We start from the raw sequence: 24,774 nt of genomic DNA, 5'->3' as shown, positions 1-24,774 counted from the left end.
GTGAGCACCTCATGACGGTGGGGCGCGGATCGAATGTGATCCGCGCCCCATCGTCGTATCCGGCCCTTTTAGGGGACCCTAAGTTTGGGTATGGTTAGGTAAGCCTCACCGAATAGGGGATGGCTGGCCGAACCATTCCTCGCCAGGGAGGTGAACCGCGTGTACGTCTGCTCTTGCTTCGGGATCACCGACAGGCAGGTCAAGGACCACGCGGCCGCCGGGGCCTGCACGCCCCGCCAGATCGCCTCGGCCACCAAGGCCGGCACCGACTGCGGCTCCTGCGTGCGCACCATCCAGGGTCTTCTCGGACGCGGTGCGTGCCCCCGCCGGGAGCTGCTGGAGAAGGGCGAGGTGGCCACCGTGCTCGCCGCCGACCCGCTGGTACCGGTCGGTGCGGAGCTCGCCGAAGCCGCGTAGGGCCCTCGCGTACCGCGCGGCCCGCGCCCGCCGGCCGGGCTGCTAGCTGGGCTGCTCGATGAGCTGCGCGATGTAGAGCGCCTCGCCGATGGACTCGATGAGCTCCAGCTGGGTGTCGAGGTAGTCGATGTGGTGCTCCTCGTCCTCCAGGATCTCCTCGAAGAGCCGCGCCGAGGTGACGTCACCCTTGCCGCGCATGACCTCGATGCCGCGCTTGAGGCGGTCGATCGCCTCGACCTCGACCTGTCGGTCCGCCTGGAACATCTCCGTCAGCGTCTGGCCCACGCGCACGTGGAAGAGGCGCTGGTAGTTCGGGAGACCGTCGAGCATCAGGATGCGCTCGGTGATCTTGTCCGCGTGCTTCATCTCATCGATGGACTCTTCACGCGTGTACTTGGCGAGCTTCGTCCAGCCCTTGTTGTCCTGGATCCGGTAGTGGAGCCAGTACTGGTTGATGGCCGTAAGCTCGCCGGTCAGCTGCTCGTTGAGAAACTCAAGGACCTCGGGGTCGCCCTGCATCGCAGAGGCTCCTTCCAGGCAATGTCAGCAATGTGACGGGGCAGGTGCGCGCATCCTTGCACCGCCGCAGGAAGCCGTCCAGTAAGTGCCTCCTTAGTGGGAGTTGCCGTGACTTGCCCGAATCGGGCCGTACCTGGTCATGACCACCCTGCCAAGTCTGTCACCATGGAGGTATGGGTCAGCCGGAAAGCCGGGAATCTCCGGGATCAGAACAACTGGAGCTTCCCCCGGGGCAGAGGCTGCAGCGCGGCTGGCCGGTCACCCACTACGGGCCCGTTCCCAAGTTCAAGCCGGACCGCTGGGAGTTCCGCGTCTTCGGCGCGACGGCCGACGGTGACAAGCACTGCTGGAACCACGAGGAGTTCGCGGCGCTGCCGTTCGAGTCCGTCGTGGCGGACCTGCACTGCGTGACGAAGTTCAGCATGCCCGGCGCCGAGTGGGGCGGCGTGCTCACGCGCACCGTCCTCGACCTCGCCCCGCCGTCCCCGCAGGTCACGCACGTGATGGTGTGGGCCGAGTACGGCTTCAGCTCCAACATGCGCCTCGCCGACTTCGCCTCCGGGCGGGCCGTCTTCGCCACCCACGAGGGCGGTGAGCTGCTCACCGCCGAGCACGGTTTCCCGCTGCGGCTCGTCGTGCCGCACCTGTACGCCTGGAAGGGCCCCAAGTGGGTCCGCGGCATCGAGTACATGACCGCCGACCGCCGCGGCTTCTGGGAGGAGCGCGGCTACCACAACATCGGCGACCCCTGGCGGGAGCAGCGCTACTCCTACCAGGAGGAGCCGGGGGACGGCCCCGAGCTGTAGCCCGGTGGTGCGGGTGGACGACCGCGTCCGCCGCCGGCCGCATCCGGACGGCCGTACGGAGGTCCACGCCGGCCGCGCGGATCCCCAACGCGTCAGGCGGGCCCGCGGAGCTCCTTGAGCAGTGCCACGTCCGCCGCGTGGCCCTCCTTGCCGCCGGGCGTCTCCGTGATCAGCGGCACGCCCTCCATCGCCGGATGCGTGAACAGCTCGGCGAAGGCGTCCCGGCCGATGTGGCCCTGCCCGATGTTCTCGTGCCGGTCCTTGTGGGCGCCCACGCCCTCCTTGGAGTCGTTGGCGTGCACCAGCTTCAGCCGGCCCTCGCCCACCGTGTCCACCAGCAGGTCCAGCGTCTGCTTCGTGCCGCCCGGCTCCGCGAGGTCGTGTCCGGCCGCGAAGATGTGGCACGTGTCCAGGCAGATCCCGAGCATCGGATGGCGGTCGAGGGCGTCGAAATACGGGCCGAACTCCTCGGCGGTCGAACACAGCGAGGAGCCCTGCCCGGCCGTGGACTCCAGCAGCAGGAACGGGTCGTCATCGTGCGTCAGCTCGTCCAGCAGCGGCAGCATGTGCTCCCTGACCTGCGCGTACGCCGCCTCGCGCGGGCGGCCCCCGGTCGCCGAGCCGGTGTGCACGACCACCCCGAGCGCGCCGATCGCGCGGGCCCGGCGCAGCGAGTGCCGCAGCGACTCCACCGACTTCTCGACGGTCGCCTCGGTGTGCGAGCCGAAGTTGATCAGGTACGGCGCGTGGACGTACGCCGGGATCCCCTCGGCGGCACACGCCTCGCGGAACAGCTGGTCCTGCGCCGGATTGCCGAGCGGGGTGGCCCAGCCGCGCGGATTGGCGACGAAGACCTGCACGGCCTCCGCGCCCATCTCGCGGGCGTAGGCCAGCCCGACCGAGGCGAGCCCGCCGGCGACGGGGACGTGCCCGCCCACGGGATTGCGGCTCATCGAATTGCTCATGGCGTGGTGTTACAGCCCCTTGGTCCTGATGGTGATGGTGCTGCCCTCGGCGGCGTTCTGGCCGGCGGGCACCGACTGGGCGTCGATGGTGCTGCTGAAGGAGAGGAAGGGCTTCTCGACCCTCACCTTGAAGCCCAGCCCCTCCAGGGTCTTGCGGGCCGCGTCCACTTCCTGGCCGGTGACGTCCGGCACCGGGATCTGGCGCGGGCCCTTGGAGACGGTGAGCGTGACCGTGTCACCGGTCGCGGCCTGGCTCCCGGCGGCGACCGACTGGTTGGCGACCGCACCGGCGGGGGAGGGGGAGTTGACCTGCTCGGGGGCCGTCGCCACCTTCAGCCCGAGGTCCTCCAGGAGGGAGCGGGCCTGGTCGACGGGCTTGCCCGCCACACTGGGCACCGGCACCGGTCGGCCCTTGCTGACCAGGAGCTTGACCTCCGTGTCCAGGGGCCGCTTCTGGCCGTCCGGCGGGTCCGTGCTGATCACCGAGCCCTGGGCGACGTCCTGGCTGAAGGCCTGCGTGAGCGCCCCGACGGCCAGGCCGGCCGAGGTCAGCTCCGCCTTCGCCGCCTCCAGGGGCTTGCCCTTCAGGTCGGGCACGGCGACGACCTCGGGCCCGCGCGAGATGGTGAGCGACACCGCGCCGTTGCCGCGGACGCGCTTGCCGCCCGGGGGATCGGTGTTCATCACCGTCCCCTTGGCGAAGGAGTCGCTGAACTTGCGGTCCACCCGCTTCACACCGAGACCGGCGTCCGACAGCCGGGACCTGGCGTCCGCCTCGGTCTTGCCGAGCAGATTCGGGACCTGGGTGAACTGGCCGGAACTGATGTACCAGACGCCCGTGCCGAGACCCAGGCAGAGCAGGACGCCGACCACCGCGAGCAGCAGCCCGCGCCGACGGGGCCGCCGCCGCGAGGGGGCCGGGGGCAGCGGCGGGGACGCCAGCCGGGAGGTGTGGGACAGGGGCTCGGAGTGCGATGCGACCGGCCGCGGGATCACGCTGGTGCGGTCCTCGGCGGCGGTCCGCTCCTGGGTGCGCGCCTGCGGGGGCACGGCGTCCAGCTCGGCCTCGCCGAGCTGCGCGCGGGCCTCCAGGACCAGCCCGAGGAGGGCGGCGGCGTCGTGGGGCCGCAGCTCGGGATTGCGCGCGGTGGCGTACGCGACGAGCTCGTCCAGCGCGGCCGGCAGCCCGGGGACGGCCGCCGACGGGGGCGGGACGTCCTCGCCCAGGTGCCGGTAGAGCACCTGCGCGGGACTGTCGCCGGTGTGCGGCTTCGAGCCGGTGAGCATCTCGTAGAGCACGACACCGCAGGCGTAGACGTCCACGCGGGTGTCGGTGACGCCGTTCTCGATCTGCTCGGGCGCGAGGTAGGAGACGGTGCCGAGGACGGAGCCGGTGGTGTTCGTGACGGAGCCGACCGATCGGACCAGCCCGAAGTCGGCCACCTTGACCCGGCCGTCATCGCCGATCAGCACGTTCTCGGGCTTCATGTCGCGGTGCACGAAGCCGGCCCGGTGCGCGGCGCCCAGGGCGGCGAGGACCGGCTCCAGAATGTCGAGGGCCGCGCGCGGCTGCAGCGCGCCGCGCTCGCGCAGCACGTCGCGCAGGGTGCAGCCGGAGACGTACTCCATGGCGAGGTACGTGTACGGGCCGTGCGTGCCCTGGTCGAAGACGGCCACCACGTTGGGGTGGGCGAGGCGCGCCACGGACTTCGCCTCCCGGATGAACCGGTCGACGAAGGAGCCGTCGGCGGCGAGCGCCGGATGCATCACCTTCAGCGCGAGCACCCGGTCGAGGCGGGTGTCGACGGCCCGGTAGACCGTGGCCATGCCGCCGGCCGCGATACGGGCGTCCACGCGGTAGCGGCCGTCGAGCGTCTGCCCGACGAGCGGGTCATCCAGGGTCGTGTCCACCCGGCGATTCTACGAGGGCCCCGCCCGGGTCGGACCAGGGTCCCCGTCCGTTGCAGCGCAGCTGTGACGTGGGCGCCGGGGCCGAGCCGGCGCCGGGCGCCGTCCCGGCCCGCGGCACCGGTTCAGAACGCCGGGCGCTCGGGGTCGAGGGCGGCGCGGCCCTCCACCGGGGAGGAGGCCTCCGCGAAGCGTCGCTCCGGGATCCGTCCCGCGCGGTGCGCCAGGCGGCCCGCCGTCACGGCGTCCCGCATCGCCGCCGCCATCAGCACGGGCAGCTGCGCACGGGTCACCGCGGAGGCGAGCATCACCGCCGAGCAGCCCAGTTCCATGGCCAGGGCCACGTCCGAGGCCGTCCCGGCCCCCGCGTCCAGGATCACCGGAACCCCGGCCCGCTCCGCGATCAGCTCGAAGTTGTGCGGGTTGCGGATGCCCATCCCGGAGCCGATCGGAGACCCCAGCGGCATGATCGCCGCACAGCCCACGTCCTCCAGCTTGCGCGCGAGCACCGGGTCGTCGTTCGTGTAGGGCAGGACCGTGAAGCCCTCGTCCACCAGCACTTCGGCGGCGTCGAGCAGTTCCACCCCGTCCGGCAGGAGCGTCCGCTCGTCCGCGACGACCTCCAGCTTGATCCAGTCCGTGCCGAGGGCCTCGCGGGCCAGCCGGGCGGTGAGCACCGCCTCGCCCGCCGTGAAGCAGCCCGCCGTGTTCGGCAGTACGGCGATCCCGAGCCGGTTCAGGACGGACAGGACGGAGCCCTGCACCGTCGGGTCCAGCCGGCGCATCGCCACCGTCGTGAGCTCGGTGCCGGAGGCCACCAGCGCCCGTTCCAGGATGTCCAGGCTCGGCGCCCCTCCCGTGCCCATGATCAGGCGCGAGGAGAAGGTCCGGCCGGCCAGGGTGAAGGCGTCGTCGGGCGCATCGGGCATGTCGGGCAGGTAGGCCATCGGGCTCAGCCTCCCTGGACCGCGGTGAGGACCTCGACGCGGTCGCCGTCGCGCACCGAGGTGAGGGACCACTGGCCGCGCGGCACCACGGTCTCGTTCAGGGCCGCCGCGACCCCCTTCGTGGCCTGGGTCAGGGTGGCGACCACCGCTCCGAGGGTGGTTCCGGCCGCGATCTCGCGCTGCTCGCCGTTGACGGAAATGGTCATGCGTACGACTCCTGCCGCGTGCGGGCGAAACGACGGGGGGTGAAGGGGCGGGCGATCTCGGGGAGTTCGCCGGTGGTCAGCAGTTCCGCCATGACGTCCCCGGTCAGCGGGGTCAGCAGGACCCCGTTGCGGTAGTGCCCGGTGGCCAGGTGCAGGCCCGGCAGCTCGGTCGGGCCGAGCAGCGGGGCGTTGTCCGGCGAGCCGGGCCGCAGCCCCGCCCGGGTCTCCACCAGCGGGAGCTCGGTGATGCCGGGGACCAGCTCGTGGGCGTCGCGCAGCAGCTCGTAGACCCCGCCCGCGGTGACGGTGGTGTCCCAGCCGAGCTCCTCGCTGGTGGCGCCGACGACGAGCTCGCCGTTCTCGCGCGGCACCAGGTAGACGTGGCTGCCGCGCACGACGGCCCGTACCGTCCGGGACAGGAACGGCGCGTACGCCGGCGGTACCGCGAGCCGCAGCACCTGGCCCTTCACCGGCCGTACGGGCGCCACGACCTCGGGCGGTACGCCGTCCAGGCGCCCGCTGAGCGAGCCCGCGGCCAGCACCACCTGGTCGGCGAGCAGCTCCGTGGCTCCGGCGTCGTCGAGGACCGCGCCCGAGGCCCGGTCGGCGGCGGTCAGCAGCCGTGCCGCGTTCGCCCGGTGGATCGCGACCCCGGCCCGCTCGCACGCGGCCAGCAGCGCGGCCGCGAGGCGGCGCGGGTCGACCTGGTGGTCGCCGTCCACGCGCAGGCCGCCGCGTACGCCCGGGGCCAGCATCGGCTCCAGGCGGCGGCACTCCCGGCCGGTCAGCCACTGCGACTCCAGGCCGCAGCGGCGCTGGAGGGCGTGCAGTTCGCGCAGGTGGAGGCGGTCGTCGGCGTCGAGGGCCACGGCGAGGGTGCCGCAGGCCCGGTAGCCGATGTCCATGCCGCCGCTGGCCTCGGCGAGTTCGGCGGCGAAATCCGGGTAGCGCGCGGCGGAGGCCACGTTCAGCCCGAGCAGCGTCTCCTCGCCGTAGTGCAGCTCGGTGACGGCGGCGAGCATGCCCGCCGCGACCCGGGCGGCGCCGCCGCCGGGCGCCGGATCGGCCAGTGCGGTGCGCAGCCCGCTCCGGGCCGCCCGCCAGGCGGTGACCAGGCCGATGATGCCGCCCCCGATGACGAGGACGTCGTAGCCGGGACTCCGGCTCTTCCTGGATGAATGCATGGGCGTCCAGCCCCTCCCTTCGCCGGCATGACCCGGATCAGGTTCGTACGGTCGGAGGCCGGCCAGCCTCCCTCTCAGCCCGGTGCGCCCGGACTCCCGCGATAGGTTCGGTGCCAGAGTAACGCCGAGCCCGACGGCGGGTAAGGCTGCCTCCCCGCTGCCGGGGCGGGCGGTCCGTCCGCACCCGGTCCCCGCCCCCTATTCCTGACGGACCGTCAGATGATTAGGCTGGGCCGTGTGAGCGAGCAGACGCAACAGACGGAACACGTGCGACGCGGCGTCGTCGTCGTAGGCGCCGGCATGGCCGGCGTCCAGACCGCGGTCGCCCTCCGGGAACAGGGCTGGACCGGCCCCGTCACCCTGCTGGGCGCCGAACCCCACCAGCCCTACGACCGGCCGCCGCTGTCCAAGGCGGTGCTCCTCGGCAAGGCCGAGGACTCGGCCTTCGACGTCGACTTCGAAGGGCTGGACATCGAGCTGCGCCTCGGCGTCGAGGTCACCGGCCTGCGGGCCGCCGCGCACGAGGTGGACACCGGCGCGGGCCCGGTCCCGTACGGGGCCCTCGTACTGGCGACGGGCGCGCGGCCGCTGACCCTGCCCGGAGCGGAGGGCGTCCCGGGCGTGCACCTGCTGCGCACCCTGGACGACGCGGCCAGGCTGCGGCCCGTGCTCGCGGCGGGTTCCGCCGTGGTGGTGGTCGGCGCGGGCTGGATCGGCGCGGAGTTCGCCACGGCCGCCCGCGAGGCCGGCTGCGAGGTGACCGTGGTCGAGGCGGCCGAGCGGGTCCTGGCGGGCGCGCTGCCGGCGGAGGTCGCCGAGCCGATGGGCCGCTGGTACGCCGAGGCGGGCGCCGCGCTGCTGACGGGCGCGCGGGTGGCCTCCGTCGAGGCGGGCCGCGTGCTGCTGGCGGACGGGCGGGAACTGCCGGCCGGCGCGGTCGTGGTGGGCATCGGCGCCCGGCCCGCGACGGACTGGCTGGCGGGTTCGGGGGTCGAGCTGGGCCCGGACGGGGCGGTCGTCGCCGACGAGCACCTGCGCACCTCGGTGCCCGGGGTGTACGCCGTGGGGGACTGCGCGTCGTTCCCCTCCGGGCGGTACGGGGAGCGGCTGCTCGTGCACCACTGGGACAACGCGCTGCAGGGGCCGCGGGCGGTGGCGGCGAACATCATGGCCGCGGCCCCCGCCGGTGCGGACCCGGCCGGTGCGGACCCGGCCGAGCCGCCGGCCGGCGAGCAGAGCTACGACCCGGTGCCGTACTTCTGGTCCGAGCAGTTCGGCCGGTTCGTGCAGTACGCCGGCCACCACGGCGCCGCGGACACGCTGCTGTGGCGCGGCGACCCGGCCGCCGCCACCTGGTCCGTGTGCTGGCTGCGCGAGGGCCGGCTGGTCGCCGTCCTCGCGGTGGGCCGCCCCCGCGACCTGGCCCAGGGCCGCCGCCTCGTCGAGTCGGGCGCGCGGGTGGACCCGGCGAAGGTCGCCGACCCGGCGGTCGCGCTGAAGTCGACGGTGCTCCAGCCGTAGCGGAAACGGGCGGGCGGGGTGCGCGCTTGGCGGACTTCGTGCCCTTCTTCTGGAGCTTGGCCCGCAGGGCAAGCTGACACTTGCGGTATCGGTTCAGCCTGTGTCCGGCGTGGATCTTCCCGTCCGAGGTGGTGGCGATGTTGACGATCCCCAGTTCCACGCCCCGGAAATCGGTCGGCCCGAGGGGCCGGGCCTGGCCCAGGGCGATGGTCAGGCCGAGGCCCGTGCCCTGGCCGCGTTCCGTCGCGCCGGTCAGGAACCGCTGCGGGCCGTCGCGCAGCAGCGGCTCCGGGAAGCCCGGGCCCTCGTCGCGGACCGTGACGGTGTTCCCGGCCACCGTCACGGTGATCGGGGCCCCGCCGTGCCTGCGGGCGTTGACCAGCAGGTTCGTCAGGATGCGTTCCAGGCGCCGCGCGTCCGTGCGCACGCACCCCGGGCCGTCCGCGCCCAGCACCAGGGCCCCGACCCCCGAACACCGGGTGATCGACTCCACCAGCGGGCCCAGCCGGTGCGTGTCCAGCTGCGCCACCTCCCGGTCCGCGTCCAGCCGGGCCACTTCCAGGAGGTCCTCGGTCAGGGTGCGCAGGGCCGAGACCCGGTCGCGCACCAGCTCCGTGGGCCGGCCCGGCGGCAGCAGTTCGGCGGCGGTGTGCAGCCCGGTCAGCGGGGTCCGCAGCTCGTGCGCCACGTCGGCCGTGAACCGCTGCTCCGCCACCAGCCGCCGCTGCAGGCTCGCCGCCATGGTGTCGACCGCCGCGGACAGCTCGGTCACCTCGTTGCGCGTCCCCGGCACGCTCGACGGGCCGATCCGCGCGTCCAGCTCGCCCGCGCTGATCCGCCGGGCCGTCTCGGCCGCCGACCGCAGGTCCTTGCTCAGCCGGCTGGCCAGCGCCGCCCCGCCGATCGCCGCGAGGCTGACGACCACCACCCCGAAGGCGATCAACTGGTGGTCGAGGTCCTGCAGTTCCTTCTGGTCGGCGGCCAGCGACTGGCGTACGGAGAGCACTTGGTCGCCGCCGACCGGCCGGGCGGCCCACACCGCGGGGCGGGGCCCGTCCAGATCGAGGTAGGTGGTGCGCCGGCCGGCGAGGGCGGCCTTGCGCAGGGACTCCGGCAGGCTGGGGCAGTCGATGCGGGCGTCGGCCTCGCCGACCTTGTCGAAGTCCAGCCGGCCCGTGAGCTCGTACACCTGCCGCACGCGGACGAGTTGGGCGACGGCGCTGTGCCGGGCCGCGTCGGCCACCTGGCGGGCGCGGGCCTCGTGGATCAGCACGCCGATGGTGAGGGCGACGAGCGAGCAGCCGACGGCGAGCAGGACGGAGATCTTCCAGCGCAGGCCCAGGGCGTGCAGGAGGCGGCGGCAGCTGAACACGGCGCCCTTCACCGGGCGCCCTGGCCCTTTCGGACCGGGGAATCGGATCCCGAGGGCAGCGGGGCCGGGCACGGTCCGGGGCGGGCGCCGGAGATGCTGTCGCCGAACTGCCGCTCGTCGCTGAGCACGGTCATCCGCCGGCCGTCCCAGTGGTAGCGGACGGCGTGCGCGGAACCGTCGTCGTCGGCGGTGCGGACCAGCAGGTCGCTGCCGACGATCTCGGGGCTCATCCGGCGGCCGGTGGTGAACAGGATCGGCACGAGCTTTCCGCCGGCCACGGTGTAGACGCTCAGGGCCGAGCGCCCGGTGGCGCTGTCGGCGGCGATGATCAGCTCGCGCTTCCCGTCACCGGTCAGGTCCGCGAACGCCGGCGGCCGGACCCCGGCGCGGCCGGGACCGTCGATCTTCCCGGCGCGGCCGAACGCCTTCATCGTCCTGTCCGCGCCGAGGACGGCCAGCACGTCGACCTTCTCGACCCCCTCCGGCCCCACGGTGGGGCCGGTCGTGAGCGGCTCCGGCGGCGGCATCCGGCTGGCCACCGCGGTGCCGCCCGCGGTCGCGGAGTCGTCGGCCCACAACGGCCACAGCGGTGTGGGCCGGGGCTGGGCCGAGACGGGCGGCGCGGGCTCGCCGTGGCCGAGGCCGCCGGGGGCGGCGCAGCCGCCGAGGCCGGTGCAGAGCAGGACGGCGGCGAGGCTGCGGCGGGTCAGTCGATTCATGGGGGCGGAACCGTGGGGTGGGGGGAGGAGGCAGACTGACGGTAGACGGCGTCGGTCACGGGCGTCGGGAGGTTGTGTAACAGCGGTGCGTACGGGGGCCCGCGCCGCCGAACTCGGGACCTTCGCCCCGGCGTCGGCCGGCCGGGAGCCGCGGGACAGCCCACTGTGAGTCGAGGGAGGGCCGCATGACATCGGCCGATCGGCCGGAAGGCCACGGCGAAGGAACGATTCCCCCGGGGGAGCTCCGTGCCGGGACCCGCGCCGGGATCCGCGCGGCGGAGGAACTGCCGGAGCTGCCCTTCTTCGTCTACGGGACCTTGCGGCCGGGCGAGGTCAACCACGACCTGTTCCTGCGCGGCCGCACGGCCGCCGAGGAGCCCGCCCGCCTGCCGGACGCGGCGCTGTACGAGGGCCCCGGATACCCCTACGCCGTCGACCGCCCGGGCTCCGCCGTGGCCGGGGAGCTGATCACCCCGGCCCCGGGCGCCTACGGGGAACTCCTCGTCGCGCTCGATCTGCTGGAGGAGTACGAGGGCCCCGGCAGCCCCGGCAACATCTACGACCGCACCGCCCGCGAGGCCCTGCTCCCCGACGGCACCCCGGTCCGTGCCTGGGTCTACCTGGCGGCGACCCCACTGGCCCGCCGCCTCGCCCGCTCCGGCAGGCAGATCCCCGGCGGCGACTGGCTGCGCCGCTAGGCCGTCTCTTTTGGATCTTGTCGGCCCGGCAAGATCCGAAAGAGACGCCCTAGGTGTGTTGCCTCGTTAGGTTGGGGACGCGGCTCGCGGGTGGTTTGCCTGCGAGTGCGGTGTGTCCGCGGTGGTGATTGTAGGAGTGGAGCCAGCCGGGGAACGCTTCGCGGCGTTCGATGTCTGACCGGTAGGGGCGGGCGTAGGCCCATTCGTCGAGCAGGGTGCGGTTGAAGCGTTCGACCTTGCCGTTGGTCTGGGGCCGGTAGGGCCGGGTTCGTTTGTGGGTGATCCCGGCCGCCGCCAGGCTGTCGCGCCAGTCGCGTGAGCGGTAGCAGGAGCCGTTGTCGGTCAGAACCCGTTCGACGGTGATCCCAGCGCCGGTGAAGAAGGCGTGGGGCCGTTGCCAGAAGGCGGTGGCGGTCTCCTTCTTCTCGTCCGCGTGGATCTCGCTGTAGGCGAGGCGGGAGTGGTCGTCGACGGCGGTGTGCAGGTAGCTGTAGCCAGCGTTCCTGCGGGTCTTGCGGCCCGCTTGCCGACCCCGGACCTTGTGTCCGCCGGGCCGGTCCCCAGCGGCGCAGGAGGCGGACCTTGATGATCCGGTGTTCGGTCCGGGTCGGTACGGCAGAAACCCGCCAGAACTTGATCTTGGGTTGAGCCGGTGGTTTACCACGTCATGCGTTGGGCTGTCGTGGCTACGGGCCTTCTGCCTCGCGGCATGACCTCGGGCGGCACGATGCGGCGCGGGTGCCTGGAACGTCGTTGGCTGCCGGATCTTGCGGGGCGTGGGGATGACTTCGATCGAGCGGACTGCGTATCCGCGTTTCAAGCGGCTGGTCAGTACGCATGAGCTGCATCTGTTCTTCGCGCCGACGCGGGAGGAGGCGGCGTGGGCGGCGGAGCGGATGGACGCGGATGGAGATCAGCTGGCCCTGCTGCTGGCGTTGAAGTCGTACCAGCGGATGGGCCGGTTCCCGAGGCCGGAGGAGTATCCGGAGGCGGTGGTCGATTTCGTGCGCCGCGCGGTGGAGCTGCCGGAGGCTACGCCGGTGCGGGTGGGTGGCCGTACGGCGGTGCGGAAGCGGCCGGTGGTGCATTCGTCGACCCTTGACGGCCTCGGTCTCCTGTCCCAGACCCGGGTGCAAAGCAGGCGTCTCAGCTCTCGGCGGGGGCGGCGGGCTGGTCCGCTTGCCGGGAATCGGATCGCCCTCAACGGGGTTGGTGGGGGATGAGCCGTTAATCGCCATCAACGGGGTTGGTGGGGGATGAGCCGTTATTGGAGGGCCATGCGAGCGATTCAGGTGTACGAAGTGGGCGGTCCCGAGGTGCTGCAGGAGGCCGAGGTGGACCAGCCGCGGCCGGGTCCGGGCGAGGCGGTCGTGGAGGTCGCCGCATCCGGGGTCAACTTCCTCGACGTCTACCACCGCGAAGGCCGGTACAGCCTCCCGCTGCCCTTCACCCCGGGCGCTGAGGGCGCCGGCACGGTCGTCGAAGTTGGACCCGGCGTCGCTGACGTCGCAGTCGGGGACCGGGTCGGTTGGGTGGAGATTCCCGGCACGTATGCCGAGCGGGCCGTCGTGGACTCCTCCCGGCTGGTGCCGCTGCCCGACGATATCGGCTTCGAGACAGCCGCCGCCGTGCTCCTCCAAGGCATGACCGCGCACTATCTCGTCAAGGACGCCTACCCGGTTCAGGGGGGCGACACGGTGCTCGTGCATGCGGCTGCTGGTGGCATGGGGCTGCTTTTGACCCAGCTCATCACCCATCTCGGCGGCAGGGTGATCGGCACGACGTCGACCACGGCGAAGGCCGAGCTGGCGAAGCGTGCCGGGGCCGCTGAGGTGATCCTTTCCTCCGCAGTCGACGATCTCGCAGCCGAAGTGAGGCGGCTCAACGGCGGTCAGGGACTGCCGGTTGTCTTCGACGGCGTCGGCGCGCACACCTTCGATGCGAGCCTCGCCAGCCTGCGAACCCGCGGCCATCTCGTGCTCTTCGGCGCGGCAAGTGGTGCCGTGCCGCCGTTTGATCCGATTCGGCTCGCCCACGGCGGTTCGCTGACCCTGATCCGGCCCAGCCTCGGGGACTTCATCGCCGATCGGTCCGAACTGCTCCGACGGGCCGCCGATGTGTTCGAGTGGGTGCGCTCCAAGGCGCTTGAGGTCACCGTAACGGGCCGCTACGCATTGTCCGAGGCCGCCCAGGCCCACAGCGATCTGGAGGCTCGGCGTACCACCGGCAAGCTGCTCGTCGTACCCGATGCGGCCGCTATTGGACGCCGCGAGGAGACGCAGAGCTGATCGCGGGTGACGAGGTCGGGGATCTTGGAGACTGAGATGTCGAGGGCATGGCCGACCGTCATCGCCAAGATCCCCGACACCGTCAGGCACTCAGCAGGCCAAGATCAAGTTCTGGCGGGTTTCTGACGTATCCGGGTCACACCCCTTCAAGATCCCTCAGCCGAGACCTGGCTCACCCGTCCACAACCTCCCGGGACGGAACACCTAGTGCTGTGACCGGAAAGGTCCACCGGGTCGCGCCGCCCGGCACGGCACCTCGCCGCGTTGTCGGACCACCGAAGTACGTCCAGTACAAGCGGCGGCCCTCCGCCTTGCGAGGCACCGCACCGGACACCGCGACCCGGCAAACCTTCCCGGCCACAGCACTAGGCGAGTCAGGGCCGCCGCCACCAGCGCCGGGGACGGGGCTCGGGCGCGGGGGCCGGCGGGGCGGCGTCGAACTCGCGGGAGACGACCTCGACGCGCCGCCGCGCGTGGTCCGCGCGCAGGGTGTCCAGGCCCAGGGAGTCGAGGTGGCGGACCTGGTCGGCCTGCGCGACGGGATCGAGGACGATCGAGGCCACGGCGGGGTCGCCGTCGCCGACGGTGACGTCCTCGGACATCACCGCCTCCATCAGCCGCGAGGCGGCCTCGGGCGGGGCGTCCGCACCGACGGCCAGGTGCACCAGCAGCTGTTCCACGCCGGAGTGCTCCCAGCAGGCGTCCGCGATCCACACGGTCTCGATCCCGGGGAAGTCCAGCAGCCGCGCCCGCAGTGCGTCCCGCAGGGCCAGGGCCAGGGGGCGGGTCGACCAGCCGAGCATGACCGACCGCCCCTCCGTCAGGCGGGTCCCCTGCCGGAGGGCGTCGAGCAGCATGTCGGAGGGGATCTTGGCCCATCCGGCCGGGGAGGAGACGATCATCTTCACGGCCTTCGTCTGCCGCAGGATGTCGTGCAGCCGCATGGCGTCGCAGTGGACGGCGCCCGCCGCCTCGGGGAGGTCCTCGGCGAGGCATTCCGCGCTGACGTACCCGGGGAGGCCCGGTCCTTCGTCCTCCGCGAGGAACACCACGGAGCCCTTGGCGTCCACCGGTACGAAGACTCCGCCGTCGAGGAGGGCCGCGATGAGAGGCCCGTCGCCGGAGTCGGCCGTCCCCTGGTCGGGGCGTTCGAGGATCTCGGCGAGCGCCGTGTTCACTGTGGTCACCGGCGGAGCATAGGGGCAGGGCCGCTGTCGCCGCGACGCCGTTCCGGGGCCTTGTGCGAAGGCCCCGTACCGCTGGGCCCCGTACTACAGGCCTTCCGCGCCCCGGTTGCGCAGGCGCCGCCCGTACTGCTGGAGGACCCACAGCTCCTCCTGGACCGCCGCCAGCTGCTCCGGCGGGGCCTGCGGGCCGAGGCGGGCCATCGTGCCCTGGATCTCGTGCACCCGGCGGTCGACCGCGCGGAGCCGGACCTGGACCAGCTGGACCCCGGCGTAGACCTCGTCGACCGTCTTCGCGTGGATGGCCTCGACGACGAGCTCGGTGACCAGTGCGCGGACGGTGTCGTTCGGCGCGGCCTCCCGGACCCGGATCACATAGTCCTCGGTGCCCAGGGAGGCGCCGCCGGCGTCCTGGATGGCCTGGCGGACGGCCGCGTAGGGCGGGGCGGTGAACTCGTCCATCCCGTACGCGTCGAAGGCGGGGGAGACCAGCGCCGGGCGCTGCAGCGCCAGCTTGAGCAGCTCGCGCTCGGTGATGTGGGAGGGGCTGCGCAGGTTCAGCGCGGGGCCCGAGGGCGTGGCGGCCGGCGCGGCGATGTCCTCGTAGGAGTGGCCCCGGCGCTGCTGCTGGGGCTGGTTCCCCCGGTCCCGGGACCAGCGGTCCAGCTGGGCGATCCGCTTGACCACGAACTGCTCGTCGCGCATGCCGAGCATGCCGGCGAGCTGGACCGCGGACTCGTGCTGGATCCCGATGTTCTTGATCTTCTTGATGATCGGGGCGGCTTCTTCCAGCGCGGCCGCCCGCCCCGCCGGATTCTCCAGGTTGTGCCGGGAGACGATGTGCCGCAGCGCGAACTCGAACAGCGGCGTGCGGGCCTCGACCAGTCCGGACACGGCCGCGTCGCCCTGGGCCAGGCGCAGGTCGCAGGGGTCCATGCCGTCCGGGGCGATGGTGATGGAGGTCTCGGCGGCGAACTTCTGGTCGTCCTCGAAGGCGCGCAGTGCGGCCTTCTGCCCGGCCGAGTCGCCGTCGAAGGTGAAGATCACCTCGGCGGTCGCGTTGTCCATGAGCAGGCGGCGCAGGATCTTGATGTGGTCGCCGCCGAAGGCGGTGCCACAGGTGGCGATCGCGGTGGTGACCCCGGCCAGGTGGCAGGCCATCACATCGGTGTAGCCCTCGACGACGACGGCCCGGGAGGTCTTGGCGATCTCCTTCTTGGCCAGGTCGATGCCGTACAGCACCTGGGACTTCTTGTAGATCGAGGTCTCGGGCGTGTTCAGGTACTTGGGGCCGTTGTCGTCGTCGCGCAGCTTGCGCGCGCCGAAGCCGACGACCTCGCCGCTGATGTCGCGGATGGGCCACATGAGGCGGCCGCGGAAGCGGTCGATGGGCTTTCCGCTGCGGCTGTCCTGGGCCAGGCCCGAGGTGATCAGTTCCTTGTCGCTGAAGCCCTTGCCGCGCAGGAAGCGGGTCAGGTGGTCCCAGCCGGCCGGGCTGTAGCCGACGCTGAAGTGCGCGGCGGCGGCCTGGTCGAAGCCGCGCTCGGCCAGGAACTTGCGGCCGATCTCCGCTTCGGCGCTGTCGAGCTGGTCCATGTAGAAGAGGGCGGCCGCCTTGTGCGCCTCGACCAGCCGGATGCGCTCGCCGCGTCCGCTGCTGCCGGCGGTGTAGCCGCCCTCCTCGTACCGCAGGGTGATGCCGGCCGTGCCGGCCAGGCGCTCGACCGCCTCCGAGAAGGAGAGGTGGTCGATCTTCATGATGAAGTCGAGGGTGTCCCCGCCCGCCTGGCAGCCGAAGCAGTGGTAGAAGCCCTTGCTGGGGCTGACCTGGAAGGACGGGGACTTCTCGTCGTGGAAGGGGCAGAGGCCCTTGAGGTTGCCGCCGCCGGCGTTGCGCAGCTGGAGGTACTCCGAGACCACGGCGTCGATCGGGACCGCGTCCCGTACCGCCTTCACGTCGTCTTCGTTGATCCGTCCTGCCACGCCTGAAGTCTACGGCCGGTCACCGACAATCCCGTCAGGCCCCCTCCGCCGGTACCAGGGCCGAAAGCGGAATCGATGGATCCGCCAGTTTCTCGCGGTCCACGGGCGCCTTTGACCTGATCAGGGCCTGGATGTGCTCGGTGACGTCCCACACGTTCACGTTCATCCCGGCCAGGACCCGGCCGTCCGAGAGCCAGAAGGCGATGAACTCCCGCTTGCCCACGTCGCCGCGGATGAGCACCTGGTCGTAGCCGCCCGCCGGGGCGTACCCCGAGTACTCCAGGCCCACGTCGTACTGGTCGGAGAAGAAGTACGGCACCCGGTCGTACGAGACCTCCTGCCCCAGCATCGCCCGCGCGGCGGCCGGGCCCCCGTTGAGGGCGTTCGCCCAGTGCTCCACCCGCAGCCGGGCCCCCAGCACGGGGTGGTGCGCGGCCGCCACGTCGCCGACCGCGAAGACGTCCGGGTCGGAGGTGCGCAGCGAGGCGTCCACGGCGATCCCGCCGCCGTGCTCCCGGTCCACCAGGGCCAGGCCCGAGGTCTCCGCCAGGGCGGTCCGCGGCGAGGCCCCGATCGCCGCGAGGACCGCGTGCGCCGGGTGCTCCTCGCCGTCGTCGGTGCGGGCTGCCAGGACCATGCCGTCGTGCCCGACGATCTCGGTCAGCCGGGCCCCGAAGTGGAAGCGGACCCCGTGCTCGGTGTGCAGGTCGGCGAAGAGCCGGCCGACCTCCGGGCCCAGCACCGTGTGCAGCGGGGTCGCCTCCGGCTCGATCACGGTGACCTCGGCCCCGTACCCCCGGGCCGCCGCGGCGACCTCCAGGCCGATCCAGCCGGCGCCCGCGATCAGCAGGTGCCCGTTGTCCCGGCCCAGGCCCGCGAGGGCCCCGCGCAGCCGCTCGGCGTGCGCGAGCCGGCGCAGGTGGTGCACCCCGACCAGGCCGGTGCCCGGGATGTCGAGCCGGCGCGGCTCGGCTCCGGTGGCCAGGAGCAGCTTGTCGTAGGGCAGCGCCGTGCCGTCGCCGAGGACCACCTTCTTGGCCTCCCGGTCCAGCTGGACCGCGGGCTGGCCGAGGTGCAGCTCGATGTCGGAGGCCGCGTACCAGGACGGCTCGTGGACGAAGACGCTCTCACGCTCCTCCTTGCCCGACAGGTAGCCCTTGGAGAGCGGGGGCCTCTCGTAGGGATGCTCGCGCTCGTCGCCGATCAGGATCACCCGCCCCGTGAACCCCTCGGAACGCAGCGTCTCGGCTGCCTTGGCTCCGGCGAGCCCTGCGCCGACGATGACGAACGTCCGGTGTGCGTCGACCACCTGATGCCTCCTCATAACCTCTCCGCCACATGCGACCACATGCGAGCGTCCCGCACTGAGCGTGCCCCGTGAAGGGGGAGTGGCCCGATCGGCTCACCCTTCGGCGCGTCGGGTGCGCAGCGTGAGGCGGGCGTGCAGGGAGCGCGCGGAGGCGTCCGTGAGCGCCGCGATCTGGTCGACGACCGCGCGTTTGCGGGCCCGGTCGTCCGGCGCCGCGTCGAAGATCGCCCGGAACTGCGGGTCCAGCCCCTCGGGCGCGCGGGCGCTCAGGGCCTCCGCGAGCTCGGCCAGGACCACGCGCTGATCGGCTCGGATGCGCTCCTGCTCGTCGCGCTGCATCACGTACAGGTCGGCGACCGCCTTCAGCACGGCGCACTCGTTGCGCGCTTCGCGCGGAACCACCAGCTCCGCCGCGTACCGGGTCAGCCGGCCGGTTCCGTACGCCTGTCGGGTCGCCCCCTCGGCGGCCAGGCAGAAGCGGCCGATCAGCTGGCTGGTGGCGTCCTTCAGGCGGGCCTGGGCCACGGCCGAGCCGTCGTACCCGTGCGGCCACCACTCCTCGCCCATCAACCGGTCCAGCGCCTCGCGCAGTTCCTCCGGCTCGGTGTCGGAGGGCACGTAGCGGCCGATGGCGACCCGCCAGATCGCGGTGCGCTCCGGCTCGGCGAACAGCAGGTTCGGGTCGAGGTGGCCGGCGTGCAGGCCGTCCTCGAAGTCGTGGACGGAGTACGCCACGTCGTCCGACCAGTCCATGACCTGCGCCTCGAAGCACTTGCGGTCGGCGGGCGCGCCGCGGCGCAGCCACTCGAAGACCGGCAGGTCGTCCTCGTACGCGCCGAACTTCACCGAGTCCGGTTCGGTCGGGTGGTCCCCGCGCGCCCAGGGGTACTTGGTGGCCGCGTCCAGGCAGGCCCGGGTCAGGTTCAGGCCGACGCTCACCAGCTCGCCGCTCCCCGGATCGGGGACGAACCGCTTGGGCTCCAGCCGGGTCAGCAGGCGCAGCGACTGGGCGTTGCCCTCGAAGCCGCCGCAGTCCTTGGCGAACTCGTTGAGCGCCTCCTCGCCGTTGTGGCCGAAGGGCGGGTGGCCCATGTCGTGCGAGAGGCAGGCCGCCTCGACGAGATCGGGATCGCAGCCCAGCGCGGCGCCCAGCTCGCGGCCGACCTGGGCGCACTCCAGGGAGTGGGTCAGGCGGGTGCGGGGGCTGGCGTCCCAGTCGTAGGAACGCGTGCCGGGGGTGACGACCTGGGTCTTCCCGGCGAGCCGGCGCAGGGAGGCGGAGTGCAGCACGCGGGCGCGGTCGCGCTGGAACGCGGTCCGGCCTGGCCGTTTGTCGGGCTCGGTCGCCCAGCGCTCGGTGTCGGCGGGATCGTAGGGCGGACGAGCGGACGCGGTGGTGCCTTCCAAGCCTTCCATGCCCAGAACGGTAACCGGACCTGCCGACAAGACGAGACAATCCGAGCAATCCGAGCAACACGCCCCTCAGACGGTGGCCAGTTCCAGCCGCTCCCCGTGCTGCCCGCCGTGCTGCCCGCCGTGCCGTGCGAGGAGGGCCTCGTCGTAGCGCTGCAGCACCAGCCGGGCCAGTGCCGGATGGTCCCCGAGCGGTGCCGCGGCCGGGCCCGGCGCGGCGGCGGCGCTCTGCGCGGCGAAGCGGCCGGGCGCGGTGAAGTACGAGGCGACCGCGACCCGGTGGCCCCGCGCGGCCAGCGCCCGCACGGCGTCGGGCACGCTGGGCGCGGCGGCCGAGGCGTAGGCCGGGACGACGGGCACCCCGCCGAGCCGTTCGCCGAGCAGCGCGGCGGTGGTCCGGGCGTCGGCGGCGGAGTCGGGGTCGCGGGATCCGGCGCAGGCCAGCACCACCGCGGAACCGGCGCTCCAGCCGGCCTCCAGCAGCCGCTCGTACAGCGCCTCGACGAGCAGCGGGTGCGGTCCGAGCGGGGCGGCGACCTCGGTCCGCAGGTGTCCGGCGCGGGCGGCGGCGGCCGGCAGGTCCCGCTTGACGTGGGTGCCGCGCCCCAGCAGCAGCGGCACCAGGACGGCGGACCCGGCGGTCCGTTCGAGGGCGCGGTCCAGCAGGGGGTGGTTCAGCTCGATGTGGCCGAGCCGGACGTCGAGGCGGGGACGGAGCTCGCGGACCCGTTCGAGGAGGGCTTCGACGGCGCGCGGTGCGCGCGGGTCGCGGCTGCCGTGGGCCACGGCGACGAGGGTGGGCTGCATGGGGGGACTCCGTGGTGTCGGGGGCGCAGACCGCTCAGCTGGGTGCCGAGCTGGGCGGTGATCCGGTGCAGCAACTCCGCCGTGGTGGCGGGCGGAAGCGGGAGGGGCAGGGACTCGGGAGGGTGCGCCGGCTCCGTCATGGACCGATCCTGCGCGCCGCAGGTTGCCGACGCGTTGCGCCGGGGTGACGGGTGTTTTCCACCTGCTCACAGGGGGGTGGACGGCGGGGTGTGGCCGCCCGCGCCCGCGGCGGGGGAGCCCCCGGGGAAACCGCCGGGGAAACCGCCGGGACCGTACACGCGTCCGTAGTCGACGGGACCAACCAGGGGGTAAGGATGCGCACAGCGGTACGGGGCCTGCTCGGGGCGGCAAGGACGCTGCCCGGGGCGGTCCGGGGCCTGCCCGCGGCGGTACGGGGCCTGCGGGCGGCGCTGCGGGGCATGCCGGCCCGGCGGCGGGCCGTGCAGGCGGTCATGGCGCTCTGCGCGCTGGCGCTGCTGCCCTCGGCGTGGACGCACGCGGCGGCCGGTCCGCGGCTGCGCACCACCGCGGACGCGCCCGCCGCCGAGGTGGCGGTGGTCTTCGGGGCCGGGCTGTGGAACGGCCGGCCGACCCCCTACCTCGCGAGCCGCCTCGACGCCGCCGCCGAGCTCTATCGGGCCGGCCGGGTCAAGGTCGTCCTCGTCACCGGCGACAACAGCCGCACCGAATACGACGAGCCCGACGCGATGCGGGCGTACCTGACGGGGCACGGGGTGCCGGACGCCCGGATCGTCAGCGACTACGCCGGCTTCGACTCGTGGGACTCCTGCGTCCGGGCCCGGGAGATCTTCGGGGTGCGCCGGGCGGTGCTGGTCAGCCAGGACTTCCACATCCGCCGGGCGGTCGCGCTGTGCCGGGCCGCGGGCGTGGACGCGTACGGGGTCGGGGTGGCCGAGGTGCACGACGCGACCTGGTACTACGGCGGCGCGCGCGAGGTCTTCGCGTCGGGAAAGGCGGCGCTGGACGCGGTCTTCAAGCCGGAGCCGCGGTTCCTGGGGCCGAAGGAGGAGGGGGTGTCGCGGGCCCTGGCCGCTCTGACAGACTGACGCCGCTGTCGGCATATGCCGATTAGTCATATAGCGATCCGTCTCGTTCGGCAGGGGTGTGGAACCGTGGCTGTTGTGGATCTGAGCGGCAAGGTCGTCGTCGTCACCGGTGGGGCCCGAGGCCTCGGCGCGGCGGCCGCGCAGGCCGTCGTGGACGGCGGGGGCAGGGTGCTGATCACCGACGTCCTGGAGGCGGAGGGCGCGGAGACGGCCGCGAAGCTCGGCGGCGCCGCGCGCTTCGTGCGGCACGACGTGACCAGCGAATCCGACTGGGAGGCGGCGCTGGGCCACGCGGTCGCCGAGTTCGGCCGGATCGACGGCCTGGTCAACAACGCCGGGATCTCCACCGGCCAGTTCCTGGAACACGAGAGCGTCGAGCACTTCCGCAGGGTCGTCGAGATCAATTTGGTCGGCGTCTTCATCGGCATCAAGACCGCGATCCCGCTGCTGCGCGCGAACGGCGGCGGCTCGATCGTCAACATCTCCTCCGCCGCCGGCCTCACCGGCCTCGCGCTGACCGCCGGATACGGCGCCTCGAAGTGGGGCGTGCGCGGCCTGTCGAAGATCGGCGCGGTCGAGCTCGCCGAGGCCGGGATCCGCGTCAACTCCGTGCACCCCGGCATGACGCTGACCCCGATGACCGCCCCGATCGGCATCCGGGCCGGCGAGGGCAACTACCCGGGCACCCCCCTCGGCCGCGTCGGCCTCCCCGAGGAGATCGCCGCCGCGATCGCCTTCCTCCTCTCGGACGCCGCCGGATACATGACCGGCGCCGAGCTCGCGGTGGACGGCGGCTGGACGGCAGGCCTGACCGTCCAGTACCTCACCGGCCGGCAGGGCCCGCGCTGAGGGGCTCGTACAAGAGGCGTAACCGGGGGTGGCGGTCCGCGTAACACCCGCGTCGCATCGTGAACCGCATGCACACTCCGGGAGCCGCACCGGCAGACACCGCCTCCTCCGCCGTCACCGCCACGCACTGCCCGTACTGCGCCCTGCAGTGCGGGATGAACCTCCGCCCCGAACCGGGCGGAGCGGGCGTGGTGGTGGAGGAGCGCGCGGACTTCCCCGTGAACCGGGGCGCGCTGTGCGGCAAGGGCCGCACCGCTCCCGCCGTGCTCTCCTCCCGGGTGCGCCTGACCCAGCCGCTCGTCCGCACCCACGCCGGGCAGCTGGAACCGGCCACCTGGGAGGAGGCCCTCGACGCCGTCGCCGAGGGCCTCGCCCGCACCCGGCGGTCGTCCGGGGCGGACGCGGTCGGGGTGTTCGGCGGAGGCGGGCTGACGAACGAGAAGGCGTACGCCCTCGGGAAGTTCGCCCGGGTCGCGCTGGGGACCTCGCAGATCGACTACAACGGCCGGTTCTGCATGTCCTCGGCCGCCGCCGCGCACCAGCGGGCCTTCGGGCTCGACCGGGGGCTGCCCTTCCCGCTGGAGGACATCCCCCGGACCGGCTGCGTCATCCTCGTCGGCTCCAACCCCGCCGAGACCATGCCGCCCGCCCTGCGCTTCTTCCGGGAACTCAGGGAGAACGGCGGCACGCTGATCGTGGTGGACCCGCGCCGCACGCGGACCGCCGAACAGGCCGACCTGCACCTGGCCCCGCGCCCCGGCACGGACCTGGCGCTGGCGCTCGGCCTGCTCCACCTGGTGGTGGCCGGGGGGCACACGGACGAGGAGTTCATCGCCGGGCGCACCACCGGCTGGGAAGAGGCCCGAGCGGCCGCCATGGCGCACTGGCCGGAGCTGGTCGAGCGCATCACCGGCGTGCCGGTGCCCAAGCTCCGCGAAGCGGTCGCCCTGTTCTGCGAGCCCTCCTCCGCCATGGTGCTCACCGCGCGCGGACCCGAGCAGCACTCCAAGGGCACCGACACCGTCGGCGCCTGGATCAACCTGTGCCTGGCCACCGGCCGGGCCGGCCGCCCGCTCTCCGGCTACGGATGCCTCACCGGCCAGGGCAACGGCCAGGGCGGCCGCGAGCACGGCCAGAAGGCCGACCAGCTCCCCGGCTACCGCAAGCTCACCGACCCCGCGGCGCGGGCGCACGTCGCCGGCGTCTGGGGCATCGACCCCGACGCGCTCCCCGGCCCGGGCCGCAGCGCCTACGAACTCCTCGACGCCTTGGGCTCCGAGGTGAAGGCCCTGCTCCTGATGGGCTCCAACCCGGTGGTGTCGGCCCCCCGCGCCGCCCACGTCGAGGAGCGCATCCGCTCCCTGGACTTCCTCGCGGTCGCGGACGTGGTCCTGTCCGAGACGGCCGCCCTGGCGGACGTGGTCCTCCCGGTCACCCAGTGGGCGGAGGAGACCGGCACCACCACCAATCTGGAGGGCAGGGTCCTGCTCCGCCGCCGGGCGCTGACCCCGCCGCCGGGCGTCCGCTCCGACCTGGAGGTCCTGCACGGCCTGGCGTCCCGGCTGGGCATGCCGAAGGCCTTCCCGACCGCGCCCGAGGAGGTCTTCGAAGAGCTGCGCCGCGCCTCGGCGGGCGGCCCGGCGGACTACTCGGGCATCACGTACGCCCGCATCGAGGCCGAGCAGGGCGTCTTCTGGCCCTGCCCGGCGGACTCCGGGGCCGGGCAGGGAGCCCCGGGGGAGCCCCACCCCGGCACCCCGCGCCTCTTCCTCGACCGGTTCGCCACCGAGGACGGACGGGCCCGCTTCGTGCCCGTCACCCACCGCGACGCCGCCGAGATGCCGGACGCGCAGTACCCGCTGCTGCTCACCACCGGCCGGGTGGTCGCCCAGTACCAGTCGGGCGCGCAGACCCGCCGGGTGGCGGAGCTCAACGAAGCCGCCCCCGGCCCCTTCGTGGAACTCCACCCCCGCCTCGCGGCGCGCCTCGGCGCCGTCGACGGGGCCCTCCTGGCCGTCACCTCCCGGCGCGGCCGCGCGGTCGCCCCGGCCCGGATCACGGACACCATCCGGGCGGACACGGTCTTCATGCCCTTCCACTGGCCGGGCGAGGGCCGCGCCAACACCCTGACCAACCCGGCGCTGGACCCCACCTCCCGGATGCCGGAGTTCAAGGTCTGCGCGGTCCGGGTGGAGCCGGTCTAGGCATGCCCGCCCGCCGCGAAGGTGGGCGCGAGCGCCTCGACCAGGCGCTCGACGAAGGCTGCCTCGCCGGCCCGGGCCAGGTGCGGGTACTCCGTCTCGAAGTGCGGCCATTCCGTGCCCGGGATCGAGCCGGCGTTCAGGCGAGCAGGACGGCGTCGTAGAGGTCCTTGCCCTGCGGATGCGCGTCGCTGATGATCCACAGCAGTTTCCAGGCCGGCGAGAGCGCGGGCGAGGCGGCCAGGACCACGGCCCCGCAGCCGAGGTCGCCCGGCTCGCCGGGCCGCCGCCCAGGCGGCCGTCCGCGCGGGATCCGCGAAGACCGGATCGCCGGCCCGGTAGGCGCGCGGCCAGTGCTTCAGGGAGGGGTCGAAGATCGCCTGCTGCCGT

At 73.3% G+C, this 24,774-nt stretch carries 20 protein-coding genes, 3 pseudogenes and 1 riboswitch; of the genes and pseudogenes, 9 read left to right on the top strand and 14 right to left on the bottom strand.

The features are described 5' to 3' along the window. Positions 1-150: 150 nt before the first annotated feature. On the top strand, positions 151-417 hold the full coding sequence (locus DRB96_RS01125) for a (2Fe-2S)-binding protein (protein WP_112446345.1): 267 nt from the start codon (positions 151-153) through the stop codon (positions 415-417). 42 nt (positions 418-459) lie between these two features. On the opposite strand, the gene bfr is transcribed toward DRB96_RS01125, so the two are convergent. Further along, positions 460-936, bottom strand: a complete 477-nt coding sequence (gene bfr, locus DRB96_RS01120; protein WP_112446344.1) for a bacterioferritin — start codon at positions 934-936, stop codon at positions 460-462. A 173-nt stretch (positions 937-1,109) separates the two neighbouring features. Between bfr and DRB96_RS01115 the strand changes: the two genes are divergently transcribed. After that, positions 1,110-1,742 (top strand): sulfite oxidase-like oxidoreductase, encoded by a 633-nt coding sequence (locus DRB96_RS01115; RefSeq protein WP_112446343.1) that lies wholly within the window; start codon positions 1,110-1,112, stop codon positions 1,740-1,742. A 92-nt stretch (positions 1,743-1,834) separates the two neighbouring features. Here DRB96_RS01115 and DRB96_RS01110 read toward each other — a convergent pair whose 3' ends face one another. From DRB96_RS01110 to thiO, 5 genes are all read right to left on the bottom strand, one after another. After that, positions 1,835-2,707 (bottom strand): deoxyribonuclease IV, encoded by an 873-nt coding sequence (locus DRB96_RS01110; protein ID WP_239515987.1) that lies wholly within the window; start codon positions 2,705-2,707, stop codon positions 1,835-1,837. 9 nt (positions 2,708-2,716) lie between these two features. Next, on the bottom strand, positions 2,717-4,618 hold the full coding sequence (gene pknB, locus DRB96_RS01105; protein ID WP_112446341.1) for a Stk1 family PASTA domain-containing Ser/Thr kinase: 1,902 nt from the start codon (positions 4,616-4,618) through the stop codon (positions 2,717-2,719). A 122-nt stretch (positions 4,619-4,740) separates the two neighbouring features. After that, on the bottom strand, positions 4,741-5,544 hold the full coding sequence (locus DRB96_RS01100) for a thiazole synthase (RefSeq protein WP_112453125.1): 804 nt from the start codon (positions 5,542-5,544) through the stop codon (positions 4,741-4,743). Positions 5,545-5,567: 23 nt separating this feature from the next. Next, entirely contained in the window at positions 5,568-5,768 is a 201-nt protein-coding gene (gene thiS, locus DRB96_RS01095; RefSeq protein ID WP_112446340.1) for a sulfur carrier protein ThiS, read from the bottom strand. Continuing rightward, a complete protein-coding gene (gene thiO, locus DRB96_RS01090; protein WP_112446339.1) occupies positions 5,765-6,952 on the bottom strand; it encodes a glycine oxidase ThiO in 1,188 nt (395 codons plus the stop codon). The genes thiS and thiO overlap by 4 nt, the downstream gene beginning before the upstream one ends. Continuing rightward, positions 6,950-7,062, bottom strand: a riboswitch (TPP riboswitch). (Overlaps the previous gene by 3 nt.) Before the next feature lie 127 nt (positions 7,063-7,189). Here thiO and DRB96_RS44135 point away from each other — a divergent pair. Beyond that, entirely contained in the window at positions 7,190-8,473 is a 1,284-nt protein-coding gene (locus tag DRB96_RS44135) for an FAD-dependent oxidoreductase (RefSeq protein ID WP_239515988.1), read from the top strand. Between the two features lie 214 nt (positions 8,474-8,687). Here DRB96_RS44135 and DRB96_RS44130 read toward each other — a convergent pair. Together DRB96_RS44130 and DRB96_RS01075 are read right to left on the bottom strand one after the other, a co-directional pair. After that, positions 8,688-9,398 (bottom strand): annotated as a pseudogene (locus DRB96_RS44130) (HAMP domain-containing sensor histidine kinase); the annotation flags it as partial. A gap of 455 nt (positions 9,399-9,853) precedes the next feature. After that, positions 9,854-10,564, bottom strand: coding sequence for a hypothetical protein (locus tag DRB96_RS01075; RefSeq protein ID WP_204357603.1), 711 nt, complete (start codon positions 10,562-10,564; stop codon positions 9,854-9,856). Between the two features lie 185 nt (positions 10,565-10,749). Here DRB96_RS01075 and DRB96_RS01070 point away from each other — a divergent pair, with 185 nt between their 5' ends. Further along, positions 10,750-11,262 carry a gamma-glutamylcyclotransferase family protein gene (locus tag DRB96_RS01070; RefSeq protein WP_112446336.1) on the top strand — a complete coding sequence of 171 codons (513 nt, stop codon included), beginning with the start codon at positions 10,750-10,752 and terminating at the stop codon, positions 11,260-11,262. Between the two features lie 49 nt (positions 11,263-11,311). Here DRB96_RS01070 and DRB96_RS01065 read toward each other — a convergent pair. Beyond that, a pseudogene (locus DRB96_RS01065) lies at positions 11,312-11,867 on the bottom strand (integrase core domain-containing protein); the annotation flags it as partial. A 177-nt stretch (positions 11,868-12,044) separates the two neighbouring features. Between DRB96_RS01065 and DRB96_RS01060 the strand changes: the two are divergent. Further along, on the top strand, positions 12,045-12,485 hold the full coding sequence (locus DRB96_RS01060; RefSeq protein ID WP_239517698.1) for a DUF4158 domain-containing protein: 441 nt from the start codon (positions 12,045-12,047) through the stop codon (positions 12,483-12,485). 54 nt (positions 12,486-12,539) lie between these two features. Further along, the gene (locus tag DRB96_RS01055; RefSeq protein ID WP_112446335.1) at positions 12,540-13,550 is read left to right on the top strand and encodes a quinone oxidoreductase; all 1,011 of its coding nucleotides are present in this window, start codon (positions 12,540-12,542) and stop codon (positions 13,548-13,550) included. A gap of 374 nt (positions 13,551-13,924) precedes the next feature. Here DRB96_RS01055 and DRB96_RS01050 read toward each other — a convergent pair whose 3' ends face one another. From DRB96_RS01050 to DRB96_RS01030, 5 genes and pseudogenes are all read right to left on the bottom strand, one after another. After that, positions 13,925-14,737: a hypothetical protein gene (locus tag DRB96_RS01050; RefSeq protein WP_162689043.1), complete on the bottom strand. Its 813-nt coding sequence runs from the start codon at positions 14,735-14,737 to the stop codon at positions 13,925-13,927. A gap of 84 nt (positions 14,738-14,821) precedes the next feature. Next, positions 14,822-16,717 carry a DNA primase gene (dnaG, locus tag DRB96_RS01045; RefSeq protein ID WP_112446333.1) on the bottom strand — a complete coding sequence of 632 codons (1,896 nt, stop codon included), beginning with the start codon at positions 16,715-16,717 and terminating at the stop codon, positions 14,822-14,824. A gap of 34 nt (positions 16,718-16,751) precedes the next feature. Next, on the bottom strand, positions 16,752-18,026 hold the full coding sequence (locus DRB96_RS01040; RefSeq protein ID WP_112446332.1) for an FAD-dependent oxidoreductase: 1,275 nt from the start codon (positions 18,024-18,026) through the stop codon (positions 16,752-16,754). Between the two features lie 93 nt (positions 18,027-18,119). Further along, positions 18,120-19,442 (bottom strand): deoxyguanosinetriphosphate triphosphohydrolase, encoded by a 1,323-nt coding sequence (locus tag DRB96_RS01035; RefSeq protein WP_112446331.1) that lies wholly within the window; start codon positions 19,440-19,442, stop codon positions 18,120-18,122. Positions 19,443-19,508: 66 nt separating this feature from the next. After that, a pseudogene (locus DRB96_RS01030) lies at positions 19,509-20,386 on the bottom strand (sirohydrochlorin chelatase). 300 nt (positions 20,387-20,686) lie between these two features. On the opposite strand from DRB96_RS01030, the gene DRB96_RS01025 reads away from it, so the two are divergent. From DRB96_RS01025 to DRB96_RS01015, 3 genes are all read left to right on the top strand, one after another. Further along, entirely contained in the window at positions 20,687-21,334 is a 648-nt protein-coding gene (locus DRB96_RS01025) for an ElyC/SanA/YdcF family protein (protein WP_239516714.1), read from the top strand. A gap of 15 nt (positions 21,335-21,349) precedes the next feature. Further along, positions 21,350-22,183 (top strand): glucose 1-dehydrogenase, encoded by an 834-nt coding sequence (locus DRB96_RS01020; protein WP_112446328.1) that lies wholly within the window; start codon positions 21,350-21,352, stop codon positions 22,181-22,183. A gap of 68 nt (positions 22,184-22,251) precedes the next feature. Further along, positions 22,252-24,387: a molybdopterin oxidoreductase family protein gene (locus DRB96_RS01015; protein WP_112446327.1), complete on the top strand. Its 2,136-nt coding sequence runs from the start codon at positions 22,252-22,254 to the stop codon at positions 24,385-24,387. The last annotated feature ends 387 nt before the right edge of the window (positions 24,388-24,774 follow it).

It is taken from the genome of Streptomyces sp. ICC1 (assembly GCF_003287935.1).
Lineage (GTDB): Bacteria > Actinomycetota > Actinomycetes > Streptomycetales > Streptomycetaceae > Streptomyces > Streptomyces tritrimontium.
Note: the sequence above shows the minus strand (reverse complement) of the source record. Positions and strands in the feature narration are given on the sequence as shown.